General features: G+C 60.9%; 17 protein-coding genes. 9 read left to right on the forward strand and 8 right to left on the reverse strand.

Annotated elements, in window-relative coordinates:
- Positions 1-24: 24 nt before the first annotated feature.
- From ACFC20_RS08360 to mutM, 6 genes are all read right to left on the reverse strand, one after another.
- Positions 25-1,560 (reverse strand): phosphoenolpyruvate carboxykinase, encoded by a 1,536-nt coding sequence (locus ACFC20_RS08360; protein WP_375192601.1) that lies wholly within the window; start codon positions 1,558-1,560, stop codon positions 25-27.
- Positions 1,561-1,732: 172 nt separating this feature from the next.
- Positions 1,733-2,587: an Hsp33 family molecular chaperone HslO gene (gene hslO / locus ACFC20_RS08365; protein WP_375192602.1), complete on the reverse strand. Its 855-nt coding sequence runs from the start codon at positions 2,585-2,587 to the stop codon at positions 1,733-1,735.
- Positions 2,588-2,658: 71 nt separating this feature from the next.
- Positions 2,659-3,066: a ribosome-associated heat shock protein Hsp15 gene (gene hslR / locus ACFC20_RS08370; RefSeq protein WP_375192603.1), complete on the reverse strand. Its 408-nt coding sequence runs from the start codon at positions 3,064-3,066 to the stop codon at positions 2,659-2,661.
- Between the two features lie 40 nt (positions 3,067-3,106).
- Positions 3,107-3,796: a GMP/IMP nucleotidase gene (gene yrfG / locus ACFC20_RS08375; RefSeq protein WP_375192604.1), complete on the reverse strand. Its 690-nt coding sequence runs from the start codon at positions 3,794-3,796 to the stop codon at positions 3,107-3,109.
- 95 nt (positions 3,797-3,891) lie between these two features.
- Positions 3,892-4,224, reverse strand: coding sequence for a hypothetical protein (locus ACFC20_RS08380; protein ID WP_375192605.1), 333 nt, complete (start codon positions 4,222-4,224; stop codon positions 3,892-3,894).
- Between the two features lie 182 nt (positions 4,225-4,406).
- Positions 4,407-5,219, reverse strand: a complete 813-nt coding sequence (gene mutM, locus ACFC20_RS08385; RefSeq protein ID WP_375192606.1) for a bifunctional DNA-formamidopyrimidine glycosylase/DNA-(apurinic or apyrimidinic site) lyase — start codon at positions 5,217-5,219, stop codon at positions 4,407-4,409.
- Positions 5,220-5,370: 151 nt separating this feature from the next.
- Between mutM and ACFC20_RS08390 the strand changes: the two genes are divergently transcribed.
- Positions 5,371-6,549, forward strand: coding sequence for a fatty acid desaturase (locus ACFC20_RS08390; protein WP_375192607.1), 1,179 nt, complete (start codon positions 5,371-5,373; stop codon positions 6,547-6,549).
- Here ACFC20_RS08390 and rsmD read toward each other — a convergent pair.
- A complete protein-coding gene (gene rsmD, locus ACFC20_RS08395) occupies positions 6,525-7,175 on the reverse strand; it encodes a 16S rRNA (guanine(966)-N(2))-methyltransferase RsmD (RefSeq protein WP_375192618.1) in 651 nt (216 codons plus the stop codon). The two genes, ACFC20_RS08390 and rsmD, sit on opposite strands and share 25 nt — an antisense overlap.
- 158 nt (positions 7,176-7,333) lie before the next feature.
- On the opposite strand from rsmD, the gene ftsY reads away from it, so the two are divergent.
- From ftsY to ACFC20_RS08435, 8 genes are all read left to right on the forward strand, one after another.
- Entirely contained in the window at positions 7,334-8,509 is a 1,176-nt protein-coding gene (ftsY, locus tag ACFC20_RS08400; protein ID WP_375192608.1) for a signal recognition particle-docking protein FtsY, read from the forward strand.
- 24 nt (positions 8,510-8,533) lie between these two features.
- Positions 8,534-9,223 (forward strand): cell division ATP-binding protein FtsE, encoded by a 690-nt coding sequence (ftsE, locus tag ACFC20_RS08405; RefSeq protein WP_375192609.1) that lies wholly within the window; start codon positions 8,534-8,536, stop codon positions 9,221-9,223.
- Entirely contained in the window at positions 9,213-10,217 is a 1,005-nt protein-coding gene (gene ftsX / locus ACFC20_RS08410) for a permease-like cell division protein FtsX (protein ID WP_375192610.1), read from the forward strand. Before ftsE ends, ftsX begins: the two co-directional genes overlap by 11 nt.
- A gap of 195 nt (positions 10,218-10,412) precedes the next feature.
- The gene (gene rpoH, locus ACFC20_RS08415; protein ID WP_375192611.1) at positions 10,413-11,273 is read left to right on the forward strand and encodes an RNA polymerase sigma factor RpoH; all 861 of its coding nucleotides are present in this window, start codon (positions 10,413-10,415) and stop codon (positions 11,271-11,273) included.
- A 242-nt stretch (positions 11,274-11,515) separates the two neighbouring features.
- On the forward strand, positions 11,516-12,427 hold the full coding sequence (locus ACFC20_RS08420; protein ID WP_375192612.1) for an NAD(P)-dependent oxidoreductase: 912 nt from the start codon (positions 11,516-11,518) through the stop codon (positions 12,425-12,427).
- A 5-nt stretch (positions 12,428-12,432) separates the two neighbouring features.
- Positions 12,433-13,224, forward strand: a complete 792-nt coding sequence (gene hyi / locus ACFC20_RS08425) for a hydroxypyruvate isomerase (protein ID WP_374964968.1) — start codon at positions 12,433-12,435, stop codon at positions 13,222-13,224.
- A gap of 106 nt (positions 13,225-13,330) precedes the next feature.
- Entirely contained in the window at positions 13,331-14,011 is a 681-nt protein-coding gene (locus ACFC20_RS08430; RefSeq protein ID WP_375192613.1) for a winged helix-turn-helix domain-containing protein, read from the forward strand.
- Positions 13,998-15,488, forward strand: a complete 1,491-nt coding sequence (locus tag ACFC20_RS08435; protein WP_375192614.1) for an ATP-binding protein — start codon at positions 13,998-14,000, stop codon at positions 15,486-15,488. Before ACFC20_RS08430 ends, ACFC20_RS08435 begins: the two co-directional genes overlap by 14 nt.
- Here ACFC20_RS08435 and ACFC20_RS08440 read toward each other — a convergent pair.
- Positions 15,482-15,763, reverse strand: a complete 282-nt coding sequence (locus ACFC20_RS08440; RefSeq protein WP_374964964.1) for a hypothetical protein — start codon at positions 15,761-15,763, stop codon at positions 15,482-15,484. The genes ACFC20_RS08435 and ACFC20_RS08440 overlap by 7 nt on opposite strands.
- Positions 15,764-16,064 lie beyond the last annotated feature (301 nt).

Raw genomic sequence — 16,064 nt, forward strand, 5'->3', positions numbered from 1 at the left:
CTTTTTTATTGACCGCTGGCGGCTTCAGTTCAGTTTCGGACCAGCCTCGACAATCGAATCGGCCACGTCGAACTTCTTGAAGTTCTCCACGAACTGGGCGATCAGTTCCTGGGCCTTACCGTCGTAGTAGTCCGGGCTGACCCAGGTGTTGCGCGGGTTCAGCAGCTCGGTATCGACGCCAGGCACATGCTTGGGCACGTCCAGGTTCAGCGTGGGCAGGTGCTCGGTTTCCACGTCGTCCAGATCGCCGTTCTGGATGGCGGCAATGATGGCGCGCGTGGTCGGGATGCTGAAGCGCTGACCTTCACCGTACGGACCGCCAGTCCAGCCGGTGTTCACCAGGAACACCTTGCTGCCGAACTCGTCCATCCGCTTCATCAGCAGCTCGGCGTAGACGCCGGCCGGGCGCGGGAAGAACGGCGCACCAAAGCAGGTGGAGAAGGTGGACTTGAGCTTGGAGGAGGAGCCCATTTCGGTAGAGCCCACCAGGGCGGTGTAGCCACTGAGGAAGTGGTAGGCCGCACCTTCACGGCTCAGGATGGACACCGGGGGCAGCACGCCCGTCATGTCGCAGGTCAGGAACACAATGTGGGACGGCTCGCCGGCCCGGTTCTCGATCACTCGCTTTTCGACGTGCTCAAGCGGGTAGGCGCAACGGGAGTTCTCGGTCAGCGAGACATCGGTGTAGTCCGGCTCGCGTGTTTCCGGATCGATCACCACGTTCTCGACGATGGCACCGAAACGGATGGCGTCCCAGATGATGGGTTCGTTTTTCTGGCTAAGGTCGATGCACTTGGCGTAGCAGCCGCCCTCGATGTTGAACACCGTGCCCGGGCCCCAACCGTGCTCATCGTCGCCGATCAGGTAACGGTGGGGGTCGGCCGACAGGGTGGTCTTGCCGGTACCGGACAGGCCGAAGAACAGACAGGTCTCGCCGTTCTCGCCCACGTTGGCGGAACAATGCATGGGCAGCACGTCTTTCTCGGGCAGCAGGAAGTTCTGCACCGAGAACATGGCTTTCTTCATTTCGCCCGCGTAGTGCATGCCGGCCAGCAGCACCTTGCGCTTGGCAAAGTTGATCATCACGCAGCCGTTGCTGTTGGTGCCATCGCGTTCGGGTACGCACTCGAAATTGGCGGCGTTCAGGATCTGCCATTCCTGTTTGTCGGCGGGGTTGTAACTCTCCGGGCGGATAAAGAGGTTGCGGCCGAACAGGTTTTGCCAGGCAGTCTCGGTGGTCATTTTCACCGGCAGGTAGTGCTCCGGATCTGAGCCAACGTGTACATGGGAGACAAACTGGTCTTTCTCGGCGATGTACGCCTCAACACGCTCCCACAGGGCGTCGAACTTTTCCGCATCGAACGGGCGGTTGATCGGACCCCAGTGGATATCGTCGGAGGTGCTTGGCTCCTCGACGATATAGCGGTCCATGGGAGACCGGCCCGTGCGATCACCGGTTCTTACCACCAGCGATCCGTTGGATGCCAGCTGGCCTTCGTCACGTGCCAGCGCCACCTCAACCAGTCGTGCTGTACTCAGATCATTATAAGTAGTGCTCACTTCGACCTCGCCCTCGGGATGTCTTAGCGATTGTTCAGGCCGCCCCCCAAAATTGACGGAAATCTGAACAATCGGGTCAATTCAGGCGCGCTATTATGCCAGAGACGCCGGTAAAAAACGACTGCCCGGAAAGCCTTGCTATGAGCGGCTTCCGGGCGAATCGAGACGACGTTCAGTGTAACGTATGACCGGTGAAAAGATGATCAATATCATTTCTATCGAAGCGATAGTGAGCGTGGCAGAACTGGCAGTCCATTTCGATGGAACCCTGTTCCTCGATGATGCTGTAGCACTCGTCTCGTCCAATGGCCTCCAGGGCGCCGAGGGTCCGCTCTCTTGAGCAGGTGCAGCGGAAGGCCACGGGTTCGGCATCGAACAGGCGCACGGTCTCCTCGTGGAACAGTCGGTGCAGCACCGTTTCGCTGTCCAGTTCCAGCAGTTCGGCAGCCTCTACCGTGCGGGCCAGGTGGTTAACCCGCTCCCACAGGTCCTCATCCTCATCGGTGGCCCCGGGCAGGCGCTGGAGCATCAGGCCGGCCGCGCCCTTGTCGTCGGCAAACAGGATCAGAGTGGTACCTATCTGCTCCGAGCGTTCAAAGTAGTCTTCCAGGCAGCCGCCCAGCGTATCCGATTCTCTTGGCACCACACCCTGGTAGCGTTGGCCCTGCTCCGGGGTGATGGTGATGGCCATCTGGCCCTGGCCGAGCAGGTCGGTGAAGCTGTCCTCACTCACCGCGTGCTCGTCAAACCGGGCCAGGCCGCGGATGTACCGGTCGTGGCTGCACTCGGCCATGAGCGTGCGCAGAGGGCCTTCGCCCTGGGCCTGGATCGAGATGGTGCCCTGGTACTTGAGGGTGCTGCTCATCAGGATGCTGGCCACCAGTGCCTCGCCCAGCATCGTGCGAACGGTATCGGGGTAGGGTGCCTGGCTGCCGATCACCTGATAGCTTTCACCCAGCCGGACCCAGGCTCCCCGCACCTGACTGTGCTCGAAGATAAAACGCTGGAACTGGTCGCGGGATGCCATGTGATGTCTCCTGAAAAGCTGAATATCGATGGGGAAGGGGTGGCTCCGGCTCGACCGCCTTCCGGCTTGGGTCAGAGGCCGTTCTGTTCGCGGAATCGCTGGATGTCGCGACGATCCTTCTTGGAAGGTCTTCTTGCCGGTGGAAGCTGGGCTGCCTGCATGGTTTTCCGCTGCCAGGCCAGTTCTTCACGCTTTTTAACACTGTCGTCGGTTTCGTGGTAGAGCTTTTGCGCCTCGGGCGCGCCACGTCGTTTGTCGCTGATATCGTCGACGATCACCACTTTTTCCTGCCAGCCCAGACGCAGGGTCACAGTCGCGCCAGTCTCCACCAGTTTGCCGGGTTTGCAGCGCTGGCTGTTGTAGTGCACCTTGCCGCCTTCGATGGCTTCCTTGGCAAGGGTGCGCGTTTTATAGAAGCGCGCGGCCCACAGCCACTTGTCGAGTCTTACGCGTTGTTCGTCAGAGGTTGGTGCCGTCATATCTCCTCACCGGATGGGTCTCTACCCGGATTATAACCCGTCATTGGCCGGTTGACAGGGAGGAGCGTTCCCGCAGTGCCGGAAGCACTTCGTCGAAGTGGTGGATGCAGGGGATGTCCGGGTGAGCTTCACGGGGCCCTTGCTTGCTGTCCGGTGCCAGCACGGCCAGGCACTGGCTGATCCCGGCCCGGAGTGCGCTCTCGAGCACCGGGAAACTGTCGTCCACCATCAATGTGGATTCCCGGCGGTAGGGGGCCAGCGTCTGCAGATCTTCCCAGAACGCCGGCTCTTCCTTGGGTTTGCCCAGCTCGTGGCTGGAGACAATGGCGTCCACTCGCGACGCCAGCCCGGTCCGTTCGAGCTTCAGGGCCAGGGGATCAGGGTGACAATTGGTGACGATGACCGACCGCAGGCCGCTGGTTTTCAGCGCGTTCAGGAAATCGATCACGTGGGGGCGGTAGCCGATACGATCCCCCACTTCGGCTTTCAGGCTGGTGATATCCAGTGACAGCCGCTCACTCCAGTAATCCGTGCAGTACCAGTTGAGGGAGCCGCGCTCGGCCATGATCATCGGGATCAGGTGGTCTTTGGCCTGCTGTGGGAGCAGGTCATAGTGCTCGGCATAGCGCGCCGGCAGATGCTCGAGCCAGAAGTGGTTGTCGAAGTGCAGATCCAGCAGTGTTCCGTCCATATCCAGGAACACAGTGTCGAGGGACGACCAGTTAACCATACGCCAAAGCAGCCTGAGAAATTTCCTTCAGGCTGCCGCAGTTTCGCCTTCCCGGCAAGCCGTGATAGTACGGAGGCCGGATGTTTTGGTCAGAATCAGTTGTCGGCCTGTTCCACCGTTTCCGGCTTGCGACCGGTGCGGGTGCAGCCCAGGCAGCGAACGAAGGTCGCCTTGGCGGGGCCCATTACCAGGACTTCTCCCGCCTCACCGGCGTTGCCGCCCAGCAGGGAGAAGGGCAGGGACACCAGGTAGACGGCGCTGCCCACAATGGTGGTGGCCAGCAGTGCCGGACGGACAAAGATGGCGTCGCCGGTCATGGCCAGGGCGGACGGGGTTTCATCAACGGCCTGGGCATGGCCCAGTGAAGAAAAGGCCATCAGGCAGGCAGCCAGGGTGGCTACCAGAGTGCGGGAAATCTTGCGGATCATGGTTACTGTCTCCTGAGCTTCTTGGCCCTCGCGATCTGTTCCCCGCAGGGAGCAGTACCGGAACGGCATCCATCGGATGCCAGCCTATTGTATACGCCGGGCATAAGTCCTCCGTTAACTATGAATCATATTTGCGCATTTTCAAACGATTTTTCGTTGCAAAATGTGCACCGGGTCGGCCTTTAGCGCTGACACTGCGGGCAGTAGACCGTCGACCGGTTGTTCATGCGGATTTCTTTCAGTACCCGGCCACACTCGCGGCAGGGTTCGCCGTCGCGTCCGTAAACCAGCAGGGACTGTGCGAAGTAACCCGGCTTGCCGTCACTGTTCACAAAGTCCCGAAGTGTGGTGCCGCCCATCAGGATGGCGGCGCTGAGGGTTTCCCGGATGGCTTCCGCCAGCCGGTGGTAGCGGTCCAGGCTGATTCGACCGGCCTTGCGGCGGGGGTGGATCCCGGCCTTGAACAGCGCTTCATTGGCGTAGATGTTGCCCACGCCAACCACCACATGATTGTCCATGATAAAGGACTTCACCGGCGTGCTCCGGCCCCGGGAGAGTCGAAACAGGTGGGCGCCGTTGAATTCCGGAACCAGGGGCTCTGGCCCGAGGTGGCGGATCAGCGGGTGCTCGTCGGTGGAGTCGGCCCAGAGCCAGCAGCCGAATCGCCGGGGATCGTTGAACCGGAGAATCACGCCCGACTGCAGGACCACATCAATGTGGTCGTGGGTGAGGGGGGCAGTGCCGTCGGTGATCACCCGAAGACTGCCGGACATGCCCAGATGCACGATGACCGTACCCTGGTCGAGATTGAGGAACAAATACTTGGCACGCCGGTCAACGCTCTGGATCACCTGGCCTTCGAGGCGGTCGCCCAGGTCGGAGGGAACCGGCCAGCGCAGGCTGCCATTGCGGACGGTAACCCGCGCGATGGTCTGACCCTCGCAGTGCGGGGCAATGCCCCTTCGGGTGGTTTCAACTTCGGGCAGTTCGGGCACGGGGCTTCTCCTGGAAACATCTAAGTGTAATCAGTAACAAATTTGCATCCAAATGCGGTTGTTGGGGCTTACAGCTGTAAGCTAAAGTGTCGTCGTTGCCAAAGCGGCGACCCTGGCTTTGTGCCAGTGATTTTGATTTTGAGGATTTGCTATGTGGTTCAATGGTCTTCTTGACCTGTCTGTGATGCAGCTCGTTCTGGTGACACTCGGAATGACCCACGTCACGATTGTCAGTGTAACGCTCTACCTGCATCGCCATTCGGCGCACAATTCGCTGGACCTGCATCCGGTCCTGAAGCATTTTTTCCGGTTCTGGCTCTGGCTGACCACGGCCCAGAACACGAAGGAGTGGACAGCGATCCACCGCAAGCATCACGCCAAGTGCGAAACCGAGGAAGATCCCCACAGCCCGGTCGTGCTCGGCATTCGTAAAGTGCTGTTCGAGGGCGCCGAGCTCTATGCCGCTTCCGCTACTCCGGAAACCCTGGAGCGGTATGGGCAGAGAACACCCGAGGACTGGATCGAGCGCAACGTTTACAGCCGCTACAAGGTGCTGGGTATTGCGTTGATGGCCGTGATCAACCTGGCGCTGTTCGGTGTTCATGGTATTTGGATCTGGGCAGTGCAGATGATGTGGATCCCGGTCTGGGCTGCCGGCGTGGTCAATGGCATAGGTCACTGGATGGGCTACCGTAACTATGAGTGTGCCGACAACGCCCGAAATATTTCGCCGCTGGGCTTGCTGATTGGTGGCGAAGAGCTGCACAACAACCACCACACCTACCCGAATTCGTCCAAGCTGTCCCGTCGCTGGTTCGAGGTGGACATTGGCTGGGGCTATATCCGTCTGTTCCAGCTATTTGGATTGGCCACGCCCAAAGGTTACCGGCCCATTGCCCATCACGTGCCGGGCAAGCTGGATATGGATGTGGAAACGGTGCAGGCCATTGCCAACAACCGTTTCGATATCATGCGTCAATACCGCAAGCGGGTCATGGAGCCGGTGCTGCGCCAGCAGAAATCCTTGATGGACGACGAAATCCGTCCCCGGTACCGCAAGCTCAAGCAGCTGCTGTCACGGGAGATCAGTCTGATCCACCCCAGGGAGAAAGAAACCCTGGAGTCGGTGCTTGAGCGTAACGCCGTGCTCCGCCAGATCTACGAGAAGAGCCACGAGCTGCAGGCGCTCTGGCGTCAGCGGGGTCTCAAGCCCCAGGACAAGCTCAATGCCCTGATGGCCTGGTGTCGTGAGGCAGAAGCCAGCGGTATCCGCTACCTCGAGGAGTTTGCCGACCATCTGCGGGCCTACTCGCTCAGACCCTCGGCCTGAACCCGAAACAGGGAATAGGTAACCTGGCCTGCACGCTTCTGACGGTGCAGGTGCCAGGTCGCCGGCACCGCCGGCGTGACCAGTTCACTCTCATGCTCCACGTAGACCCAGCCGCCGGGTTTCACCCAGCCCTGCGCTTCCATTAGCGGAAACAGCCGCTCCAGCCAGCCCTGACGGAACGGCGGATCCATGAAAACGATATCAAATGGCGGTCGCTGCCGCTGCGCCAGGTAGTGCTCCACGGCACTGCACACCACCTCTCCCGATTCAGACTTCAGCAGCCGCAGGTTGGTCCTCAGTGCGTTGGCCAGAGCCGGCGTGTGGTCCACCAGCGTGGCATGGCCGGCACCTCGGGACAACGCTTCAAGTCCCAGAGCGCCGGAGCCGGCGAACAGGTCCAGGCAATCGCTGCCGGCGAGGTGAAAGGCCAGCCAGTTGAACAGAGTTTCCCGGGTGCGGGCCGGCGTGGGCCGAACGCCCCCGGCGTCGGGGAACTTGAGTTTGCGGCTGCGCCAGTCGCCGCCGATGATCCGAAGCTCGCCAGCACCCCGGGTTCCGCTGTCTGAGCGGGCGGGAGCCGGGCTTTTTGTGCCGGGGTTTCGATGAGCGGGTTTTCGACGCGCCATGGCGGTAACTCCGAAGCGGATCAACAGGGTGACGAACCCCGGCATGTTACCGGAATCCCGTGCCAGCGTGATAATCCGGCAAGCCTCACTTCAATGGGACAGTCTGCTAGAATGTGCGCTTTCTGAGTTCCGCCCATTCATACTGATGGATTGATTTTATGACGGCAGAGTGGATTTCAATCGGCCTTTTGGCCCTTCTTGTGCTCGTTTTCATCCTGGATGTTGCCGGCAACCGGAGCCGGGCGCCAAGGCCGCGGCCGGTACCCCAGCGCAAGCCCGAGGTTGCAAGAGGGGCTGCGCCAGAGCCCAAAGAAGGCGAGCCTAAGCCTGCTGCTGAGGCCGAACCAGGGCCGGAGCCCGAAGCCGAACCCCGGCCCGCCGAGCAACCCCCGGAGCCGGTGGAGCCGGAGCCCCAGCTCAGTGTTTTTGAGCGAATCCGCAAGGGCCTGGGTAAAACCCGCGCGGGCCTGACGGGTGGCCTGTCAGATCTGTTCTCACTGGGCAAGAAGATTGACGAAGAGCTGCTGGAAGAGATTGAAACCACGCTTCTGATGGCCGACGTAGGCGTTACCGCCACTTCCGAGATCATTGATTCTCTCACGGAGAAGCTCGAGCGCAATCAGCTCAAGGACGGCGAGGCGCTGCGCAAGGCGTTGCGTGGCGAGCTGCACGACCTGCTCAAAGACGTTACCCAGCCTCTGAAGATCGACGCCGACAAAACCCCGTACGTCATCCTGATGGTCGGCGTGAACGGCGTGGGCAAGACCACGACGATTGGCAAGCTGGCCCGCAAATTCCAGGACGAGGGTAAATCGGTGATGCTTGCGGCGGGCGACACCTTCCGCGCGGCGGCTGTGGAACAGCTGCAGGTCTGGGGGGAGCGCAATAACGTGCCAGTGGTGGCACAGCACACCGGGGCCGACAGCGCGTCGGTCATTTTTGACGCCATCCAGTCGGCCAAGTCCCGTAGCGTTGACGTGGTGATTGCCGACACCGCCGGCCGCCTCCAGAACAAGGACAACCTGATGCAGGAGCTGGAGAAGGTGGTCCGCGTAATGAAGAAACTTGATGAGACGGCGCCCCACGAGGTCATGCTGGTGCTGGATGCCGGCACCGGACAGAACGCCCTGAGCCAGGCCCAGGTGTTCCAGCAGGCGGTGGGAGTGTCCGGGATCACCTTGACGAAACTCGACGGCACCGCCAAAGGCGGTATCGTGTTTGCCATAGCCCGCCAGCTGCAGCTGCCCATCCGCTTTATCGGTGTGGGTGAGCAGGTGGAGGATCTGCGCAGTTTCGACGCCGAAACCTTTGTTCACGCGCTTTTCGACGAATAGCCCAGCGCCCAGCGGTAGTCGCCCATGATCGAGTTTCGCCAGGTCACCAAACGCTACGACAGCGATCACACCGCCCTGCGTCAGGTCAATTTCGGCCTGGCTCGGGGCGAACTGGCCTTCCTTACCGGGCATTCCGGGGCCGGTAAAAGTACGCTGCTGAAGCTGATCATGGTGATGGAGCGGCCCAGCGCCGGCGAAGTGGTTGTTGGCGGCCAGTTGCTGAACCGGCTACCCCGCCGGCAGATTCCCTACATTCGTCGTCACATCGGCGTGGTGTTCCAGAATCACCAGCTGCTCTTTGACCGCACCGTGTTCGACAACGTGGCCATGCCCCTGGAGGTCATGGGCGCCTCACCTCGTGACACCGGTCGGCGGGTGCGGGCAGCACTGGATAAAGTCGGTCTGCTGAATAAGGAAAAAATGAATCCGATGCAGCTGTCCGGCGGTGAGCAGCAGCGGGTCGGTATCGCCCGGGCCGTGGTCAACAAGCCGCCGGTTCTGCTGGCGGATGAGCCCACCGGTAATCTGGACCCGGAACTGTCCGCAGACATCATGAACCTGTTCGGGCAGTTCAGTCAGGTCGGGGTGACGGTACTGATTGCCACCCACGATATCGCCCTCATCAACACCATGGGCCGACGCACCCTGACTCTGGATCATGGGCGCCTCGTTGCCGGTGGCACGCCGGTTGTGGGAGGTGCGAGTGGCCACTGACCCGAGGCGAAAGCAGGACTCGTCCCGGGGGGCGAACGCCGCACGTTCCCCATGGCGGGAACAGGCAGATAGCTATCTCAGCCACCATCGCAAGGTGGCGCGGGACAGTGCCCGTCGGCTCTGGCGCACACCGGTGGCCAGCCTGATGACCTGGACAGTGATGGGCGTTGCCCTGGCCTTGCCGGTGGCTTTGCTCTTGCTGCTCACCAGTCTTCAGGGTGTCAGCGCCGGCTGGGAAAGCAGTGCCCGGGTGACAGCTTACCTGACCCTCGATACGAACCTGGAACAAGCGCAGGGGCTACAGCAGGAGGTGGCATCCGATGGGCGGGTAGCCGCTGTTGAGCTGATCGGGCGAGAGCAGGCCCTGGCGGAGTTCCGGACGTCCTCCGGGCTGGCGGACGCGCTCGATTACCTGGAGGAAAATCCGCTACCTCACACCCTGCTGGTAACCCCCCAGGAATCGGCCCGGTCGGCCGAAGGCGTCGAGGCACTGGTGCGCTTCGTCGGAGCAATGGAGGGAGTAGAACGTGTTCAGGTGGACCTGGGCTGGCTGCAGCGACTTAATGCCATGACTGACCTGTTGGCCCGCGCGGTGTGGGCGTTGGCTGTGCTGTTGGCGGCAGCGGTTGTGCTGGTGATTGGCAACACCGTGCGGCTGGCCATTGAAAACCGCCGAGACGAGATTCTGGTGGCCAAGCTGGTGGGCGGTACCGACGGCTTTGTTCGCCGTCCCTTCCTTTATACAGGGGCCTGGTTTGGTCTTGGGGGCGGTGTGGTCGCACTGATCCTGCTGCAACTTTCCCTCTGGTGGCTCAGCGGGCCCATTGAGCGACTGGCGGGGTTGTACCGCAGTGACTTCTCCCTGCAGGGACTGCAATTTGATGGCGCTCTGGCGTTGATTATTGTGGGGATGCTGCTAGGCTGGCTTGGCGCCTGGGTTGCCGTGAAGCGTCATCTGGACGATCTGGAGCCTGGCGATATTGCCGGTGGTTGATGATCCGGATTGCGGGAAAACCGTATTGAAGAGACAGCTTTCTCTGGCGTAGGTTGGGAGTCAGAAAAGCCAAGGCGAATTTTCCAGACTGTTGATTTTAAATGTTTTACTGGAAAATTCGGGAACTTTCAGGGTTCTTGGCGGTCTAAATGAGAGTTGGTATATTTTAGGGCCGTCGGGTTCGGAGGTTAGAGCATGGGTACGAGTTTACAACTGGTTGATCGACTGGTTCCGGGTGCGAATCTCGAGTCTTACATTCAGGCTGCGAGTCGTATTCCGGTGCTCACAGCGGACGAGGAGCGGGAGCTGGCAGAACGGCTCCATTACGAGGGCGATGTGGAAGCCGCCCGTCAGCTGGTTATGTCTCACCTGCGCTTCGTGATTCACATTGCCCGGAGCTATTCCGGTTATGGCCTGGCCCAGGCGGATCTGATCCAGGAAGGCAACGTTGGCCTGATGAAGGCCGTGAAGCGCTTCAACCCGGAATACGGGGTGCGCCTGGTGTCGTTTGCGGTGCACTGGATCAAGGCCGAGATTCACGAGTTCATCCTGCGCAACTGGCGGATCGTGAAAGTCGCGACCACCAAGGCCCAGCGCAAGCTGTTCTTTAACCTGCGCAGCCAGAAGAAGAAGCTGGCATGGCTCAGCCACGATGAACTGAACGCGGTGGCCGAGGATCTCGGTGTGGAGCCCCGTGTTGTCCGCGAAATGGAAGGACGTCTGGCCTCGCAGGACACGGCGTTTGATGGTCCGATGGACGACGATGACGACAACGCCTACCAGGCGCCGGCCTATTATCTGGAAGATGCGCGCAGCAATCCGGCCACGCAGCTGGAAAACGCTGACTGGTCAGATGATGCCAACGGCCGTCTGATGCAGGCGCTGGAAAGCCTCGACGAGCGCAGTCAGGACATCCTGCGCGAGCGCTGGTTGTCCGAGAGCAAGTCGACGCTGCATGAGCTGGCCGACAAGTATGGGGTGTCTGCGGAGCGGATTCGCCAGCTTGAGAAGAATGCCATGAAGAAGATTCGCATGCAGATGTCTGAGGCGGCCTGAGGTTCGGCCTGTCTAATCAGGTAATCTGAATAGAACGCCACCACCGGTTCCGGTTGGTGGCGTTTTTGTTTGTATAATCTTTTATCTGACTTCCGTGGAAGACGCGGTTGAGTAGCCCCTCCCAAAACACGCTCCTTGCGGCACATCCATGTGACGCTTGGGCTCCGCCATCCCTGGCTACGCACAGTTTTGGGAGGGGCTACCCAACCGCGTCCCGAACCTTTGAGTAAGGCCAGCAAACCATGACCTCGAAAGAACCCCATATCGCATTTCTCGGCATCGGCCTCATGGGCGCGCCGATGACCCGTAACCTTCTGAACGCGGGTTTCCCGATGACCTTGTGGAACCGCACGTCCAGCAAATGCGAGCCCTTTTCACAGGAAGCATCCATTGCCGACTCTCCGGTAGACGCCGTGGCCAATGCCGACGTGGTGATCACCATGTTGGAGAATAGCGATGTGGTTGAGCAGGTGCTGGTGAAGCAGGGGGCTCTTGAGGCCCTGAAGCCGGGGGCGCTGGTGATTGATATGAGCTCCATCCAGCCTTCTGTGGCCCGGCGGCATGCTGAGTTGGCGGCGGAACGGGGTGCCGGCTATGTGGACGCCCCGGTGTCCGGTGGAACGCTGGGCGCGGCGGAAGCTCGCCTCAGTATCATGGCCGGGGGAACGGAGGCGGATGTGGACCGCGCACGGCCGGTGTTTGCGGCGCTCGGTAAGTGCACCCGGATCGGGCCCGTGGGCTCGGGGCAACTGGCGAAGCTGGCCAATCAGGCTATCGTGGGTATCACCATCGGCGCGGTGTCCGAGGCGTTGCTGCTTGCCGCCAAAGGCGGTGCGGATCCGGCAGCGGTTCGGGAAGCGCTGCTCGGAGGCTTTGCCGGCAGCCGGATTCTGGAGCTGCATGGGCAGCGTATGATCGAACGGGACTTTGCCCCCGGCGCGCCGGCGCGGATTCAGCTCAAGGACATGCGGATGATCCTGGATGAGGCGCGGGCGGAAGGGCTGACTCTGCCGCTGGCGCAGCAGACCCATAACGAATACCTGTCGCTGGTGGCCAACGGCCACAGCGATGTTGACCACAGCGGCCTGTTGCTGGAACTGGAGCATCTGAACGGTGCCCTGCTCGGTGCCCACGGCCAAGGCACGAAGGAGTAACCGCCATGCCCCGTTTTGCTGCCAATCTGTCCATGCTGTTCACGGAAGCGGACTTTCTGGAGCGGTTTGCCCTTGCCCGCGACGCCGGTTTTGAGGGTGTGGAATACCTGTTCCCCTATGCCTATCCCCCGGAGCAGCTGCGTGGGCTGCTGCGCGAGCACGGGTTGACCCAGGTGCTGTTCAATCTGCCGCCGGGAGACTGGGACGCCGGTGAGCGCGGCATTGCCTGCCTGCCAGACCGGGTTGAGGAATTCCGGGCCGGCGTTGACCAGGCCATCGAGTACGCCCGGGCTCTCGACTGTCGTCAGCTGAATTGCCTGGCAGGGCTCAAGCCTGCCGATGTGTCGGAGGAGCTGGCCTGGCAGACCCTGGTGGAGAATGTCAGCTGGGCGTCATCGAAGCTGGCAGAGCAGGGCATCACCCTGTGCCTGGAGGCGATCAACTCGCGAGTGGATATGCCGGGCTTCGTGCTGGATACCTCTGGCAAGGTACTGGCACTGATTGAGCAGGTGGACGCCGACAATGTTCGCCTGCAGTATGACCTTTACCACATGCAGATCATGGAGGGCGATCTGGTCCGCACCGTGGAATGCCTGTTACCGTGGATAGGCCATATCCAGTTTGCGGACAATCCGGGGCGCCATGAGCCGGGCACCGGGGAGATTAACTTTTTGAATGTTTTCGAGGCGATCGACCGCCTTGGGTACGAAGGCTGGGTCAGCGCCGAATATCGGCCCTCGGGCCGGACTGCCGACAGTCTGGATTGGTTTGCCGGTGGTCATCGACCGTCGCCATAGGCGACACCCTCTTACAAGATCGTAACTGGCCGGCTTGCGGAATCCTTCGTACCCTTGTCGCAGATGTACGTGTCGCTACTGTAATCCGCTATCGGGAGGAGAACCGGTGAAAGCGCTGGTAATCGAAGACGATCAGGACGTTGCAAACTACCTTGTCAAAGGGCTGAAGGAATCGGACTTTGTGGTCGATCATGCCGCCGATGGCAAAGAGGGCGTGATGATGGCGGCCAGCGAGGATTACGACATCATGATCGTGGATCGTATGCTTCCGGGTATGGATGGTCTGTCGATCATAAAAACGGTGCGGGCGACGGGCAATCAGGTGCCGGTGCTGATCCTGAGCGCCCTGGGCGATGTCGACGACCGGGTCGAGGGTCTTCGGGGCGGTGGCGACGACTACCTCACCAAGCCTTTCTCGTTCACCGAGCTTCTGGCGCGCATAGAATCCCTCATCCGTCGTAATCGGCAGGCGGCCGAGACCGAGACGGTATTGAAGGTTGCCGATCTGGAAATGGACCTGCTGGCCCGCACCGTCAAGCGCGCTGGCCAGAACATCGACGTCCAGCCCCGGGAATTTCGCCTGCTGGAGTACCTCATGCGCAACGCAGGTCAGGTGGTCACCCGTACCATGCTGCTGGAGAAGGTGTGGGATTATCACTTTGATCCGCAGACCAACGTGATCGACGTGCACATCAGCCGGCTTCGGGCCAAGATCGACAAGGAATTCGATACCCCCTTACTGCAGACCATCCGGGGTGCAGGGTACATGCTACGTGAAACTGCTTAGCCAGCTCAGGACGTCCTCTTTTCAGCTCGCCCTGCTCTATATGGTGGTGTTTGCCACCTCGGTTTTTCTGCTGCTGGCGTTCATTTACTGGCGTACCGCGGGCTTCATGACCGCCCAGACCGACGAAACCATCGAGGCGGAAATCGCCGGTCTGGCAGAACAGTATCGTGGCCGCGGGGTCAATGGACTGATCACCATCATTCGCGAGCGCGTTGCCCGCGATCCCAACGCCAAGTCCATCTACCTGCTGACCACCGATGACTTCCTGAAACTGGCAGGCAACATTGATACCTGGCCTGAGGGGAGTCGCTCCGAGAGTGGCTGGATCAATTTCACCCTGAACGAATCGGTGGGTTGGAGCGGGCCTGAGCGCCTGGCCCGGGCCCGGATTTTCGAGGTTCAGGGCGGCCTCCGGCTCCTGGTAGGTCGGGACGTGGATGAACTGACCAACCTCAAGCGGGTCATCGAAACGGCCATCAACTGGGGCATGGGCATCACCCTGGCCCTGGCGCTCCTGGGCGGGTTCCTGATGAGCCGGAGTACCACGCGGCGCATCGAGGTAATCAACAACACCTCTCGCCGGATCATGAATGGTCATCTGTCACTGCGTATTCCTACCCGAGGGACCGACGACGACTTCGACCAGCTCGCGGAAAATCTGAACCAGATGCTGGACCGGATTGTGTACCTGATGGAGGGTATCCGGCATGTCTCTGACAGCATCGCCCACGACTTGCGCACGCCGCTCACCAGGCTGCGAAACCAGCTGGAAAACACCCTGATGTCAGTAGACAACGACGAGGCCCGGGAGCAGGCGGGGCGCGCCGTGGCGGAAGCGGACCAGTTGCTGGCGACCTTCAACGCGCTTTTGCGCATCGCGCGCCTGGAGACACGGGGCAACGCCGCGGACATGAAGCCGGTGTCCCTGGACGAGCTGGTTACCGACGCCTGCGAGCTTTACGAGGCGCTGGCGGAAGACAAGGACCAGTCGTTTGCACAGGCACTGGAAAAAGGCGTGATGATCGAGGGCGACCGGGATCTGCTGTTCCAGATGGTCAGCAACCTGATCGATAACGCCATCAAGTACACCCCCGAACATGGTGTCATCGGTGTTGGCGTGCGCAAAGAGGGGAGTGAGGCGATCTTCGAGGTGCGCGACAGCGGCATCGGGATTCCGGATGCCGAGAAAGATCAGGTGTTCCAGCGCTTTTACCGGGTGGGCAAGAGCCGTTCACTGCCCGGTAACGGTCTTGGCCTGAGCCTGGTGAGCGCCGTGGCGGAGATTCATCAGGGGCGGATTCTGCTCAGCGATACTCAGCCCGGGGAATCCTCGCCCGGGCTGACGGTGGCGGTTCGGATGCCTGCCTACTCCGAGGCGCGCAAACGCATCCGTGCAGCCCAGGCTGAGCAGCCTGCCGATGGCGCCCCCGGAGAGCTGCGCAGCAATACCGAATCGTCCGGCGCCGAGACTCACTGACTGGCGCGGAACCGGTTGATGCGGTCCAGTACCGGGGTGAGCAGGGCGTCGGCGCGGGTTTCAATCTGGTGTGCCAGGGTTTCTACCTGTGACCGGCGACGGTTGACCCGTACCTGAATGCTATCCCACTCGCCTTCCAGATGCTTCTGTTCGACCATGAGGAACGCCGCCAGGTTGTGGCGATTGACCTTGCCGGTGATGCCCAGCTGGTCCAGTCGGTAGCCCAGGGCATCTACGCCATTAAGGGCCATAGTGAGCAGTTTGTCGGTGTTCATGTCGGGTGTCTCCGTAACCTGAGTCTGTATGAAACTGATGGCTCGACATTAGGGGCTCTTCCTAGAGTGCACAACCTAATTCCTCGGGCCGATGGTCCCTGACTAAAAGGTAATTTGGCGGCCACGCCCGGGTAATCCACGGTATGCACAATGGAAAGGGTAGTGAAGGAAGCCAGCATTGTTTGTTGCTTGCTTCTCCCTCCAGCACAGCGCTAGCCTTAACCCCGCATTTGCGGGGTTTTTTTAGTGCGCCCGGCACGGGCGCACTCCTGGAGGTGCAAGTCCTCCCGTGAGCTGGCCA

It is taken from the genome of Marinobacter sp. (assembly GCF_041984545.1).
Lineage (GTDB): Bacteria > Pseudomonadota > Gammaproteobacteria > Pseudomonadales > Oleiphilaceae > Marinobacter.

Bases quoted from the DNA above. Each gene is read 5' to 3' on its own strand.
- ACFC20_RS08440 (WP_374964964.1), bottom strand. From the start codon at position 15,763: ATGAACACCGACAAACTGCTCACTATGGCCCTTAATGGCGTAGATGCC.
- ftsY (WP_375192608.1), top strand. From the start codon at position 7,334: ATGACGGCAGAGTGGATTTCAATCGGCCTTTTGGCCCTTCTTGTGCTC.
- yrfG (WP_375192604.1), bottom strand. From the start codon at position 3,796: ATGGTTAACTGGTCGTCCCTCGACACTGTGTTCCTGGATATGGACGGA.
- hslR (WP_375192603.1), bottom strand. From the start codon at position 3,066: ATGACGGCACCAACCTCTGACGAACAACGCGTAAGACTCGACAAGTGG.
- hslO (WP_375192602.1), bottom strand. From the start codon at position 2,587: ATGGCATCCCGCGACCAGTTCCAGCGTTTTATCTTCGAGCACAGTCAG.
- ftsE (WP_375192609.1), top strand. From the start codon at position 8,534: ATGATCGAGTTTCGCCAGGTCACCAAACGCTACGACAGCGATCACACC.
- hyi (WP_374964968.1), top strand. From the start codon at position 12,433: ATGCCCCGTTTTGCTGCCAATCTGTCCATGCTGTTCACGGAAGCGGAC.
- rpoH (WP_375192611.1), top strand. From the start codon at position 10,413: ATGGGTACGAGTTTACAACTGGTTGATCGACTGGTTCCGGGTGCGAAT.
- rsmD (WP_375192618.1), bottom strand. From the start codon at position 7,175: ATGGCGCGTCGAAAACCCGCTCATCGAAACCCCGGCACAAAAAGCCCG.
- ACFC20_RS08390 (WP_375192607.1), top strand. From the start codon at position 5,371: ATGTGGTTCAATGGTCTTCTTGACCTGTCTGTGATGCAGCTCGTTCTG.
- ACFC20_RS08420 (WP_375192612.1), top strand. From the start codon at position 11,516: ATGACCTCGAAAGAACCCCATATCGCATTTCTCGGCATCGGCCTCATG.
- ACFC20_RS08380 (WP_375192605.1), bottom strand. From the start codon at position 4,224: ATGATCCGCAAGATTTCCCGCACTCTGGTAGCCACCCTGGCTGCCTGC.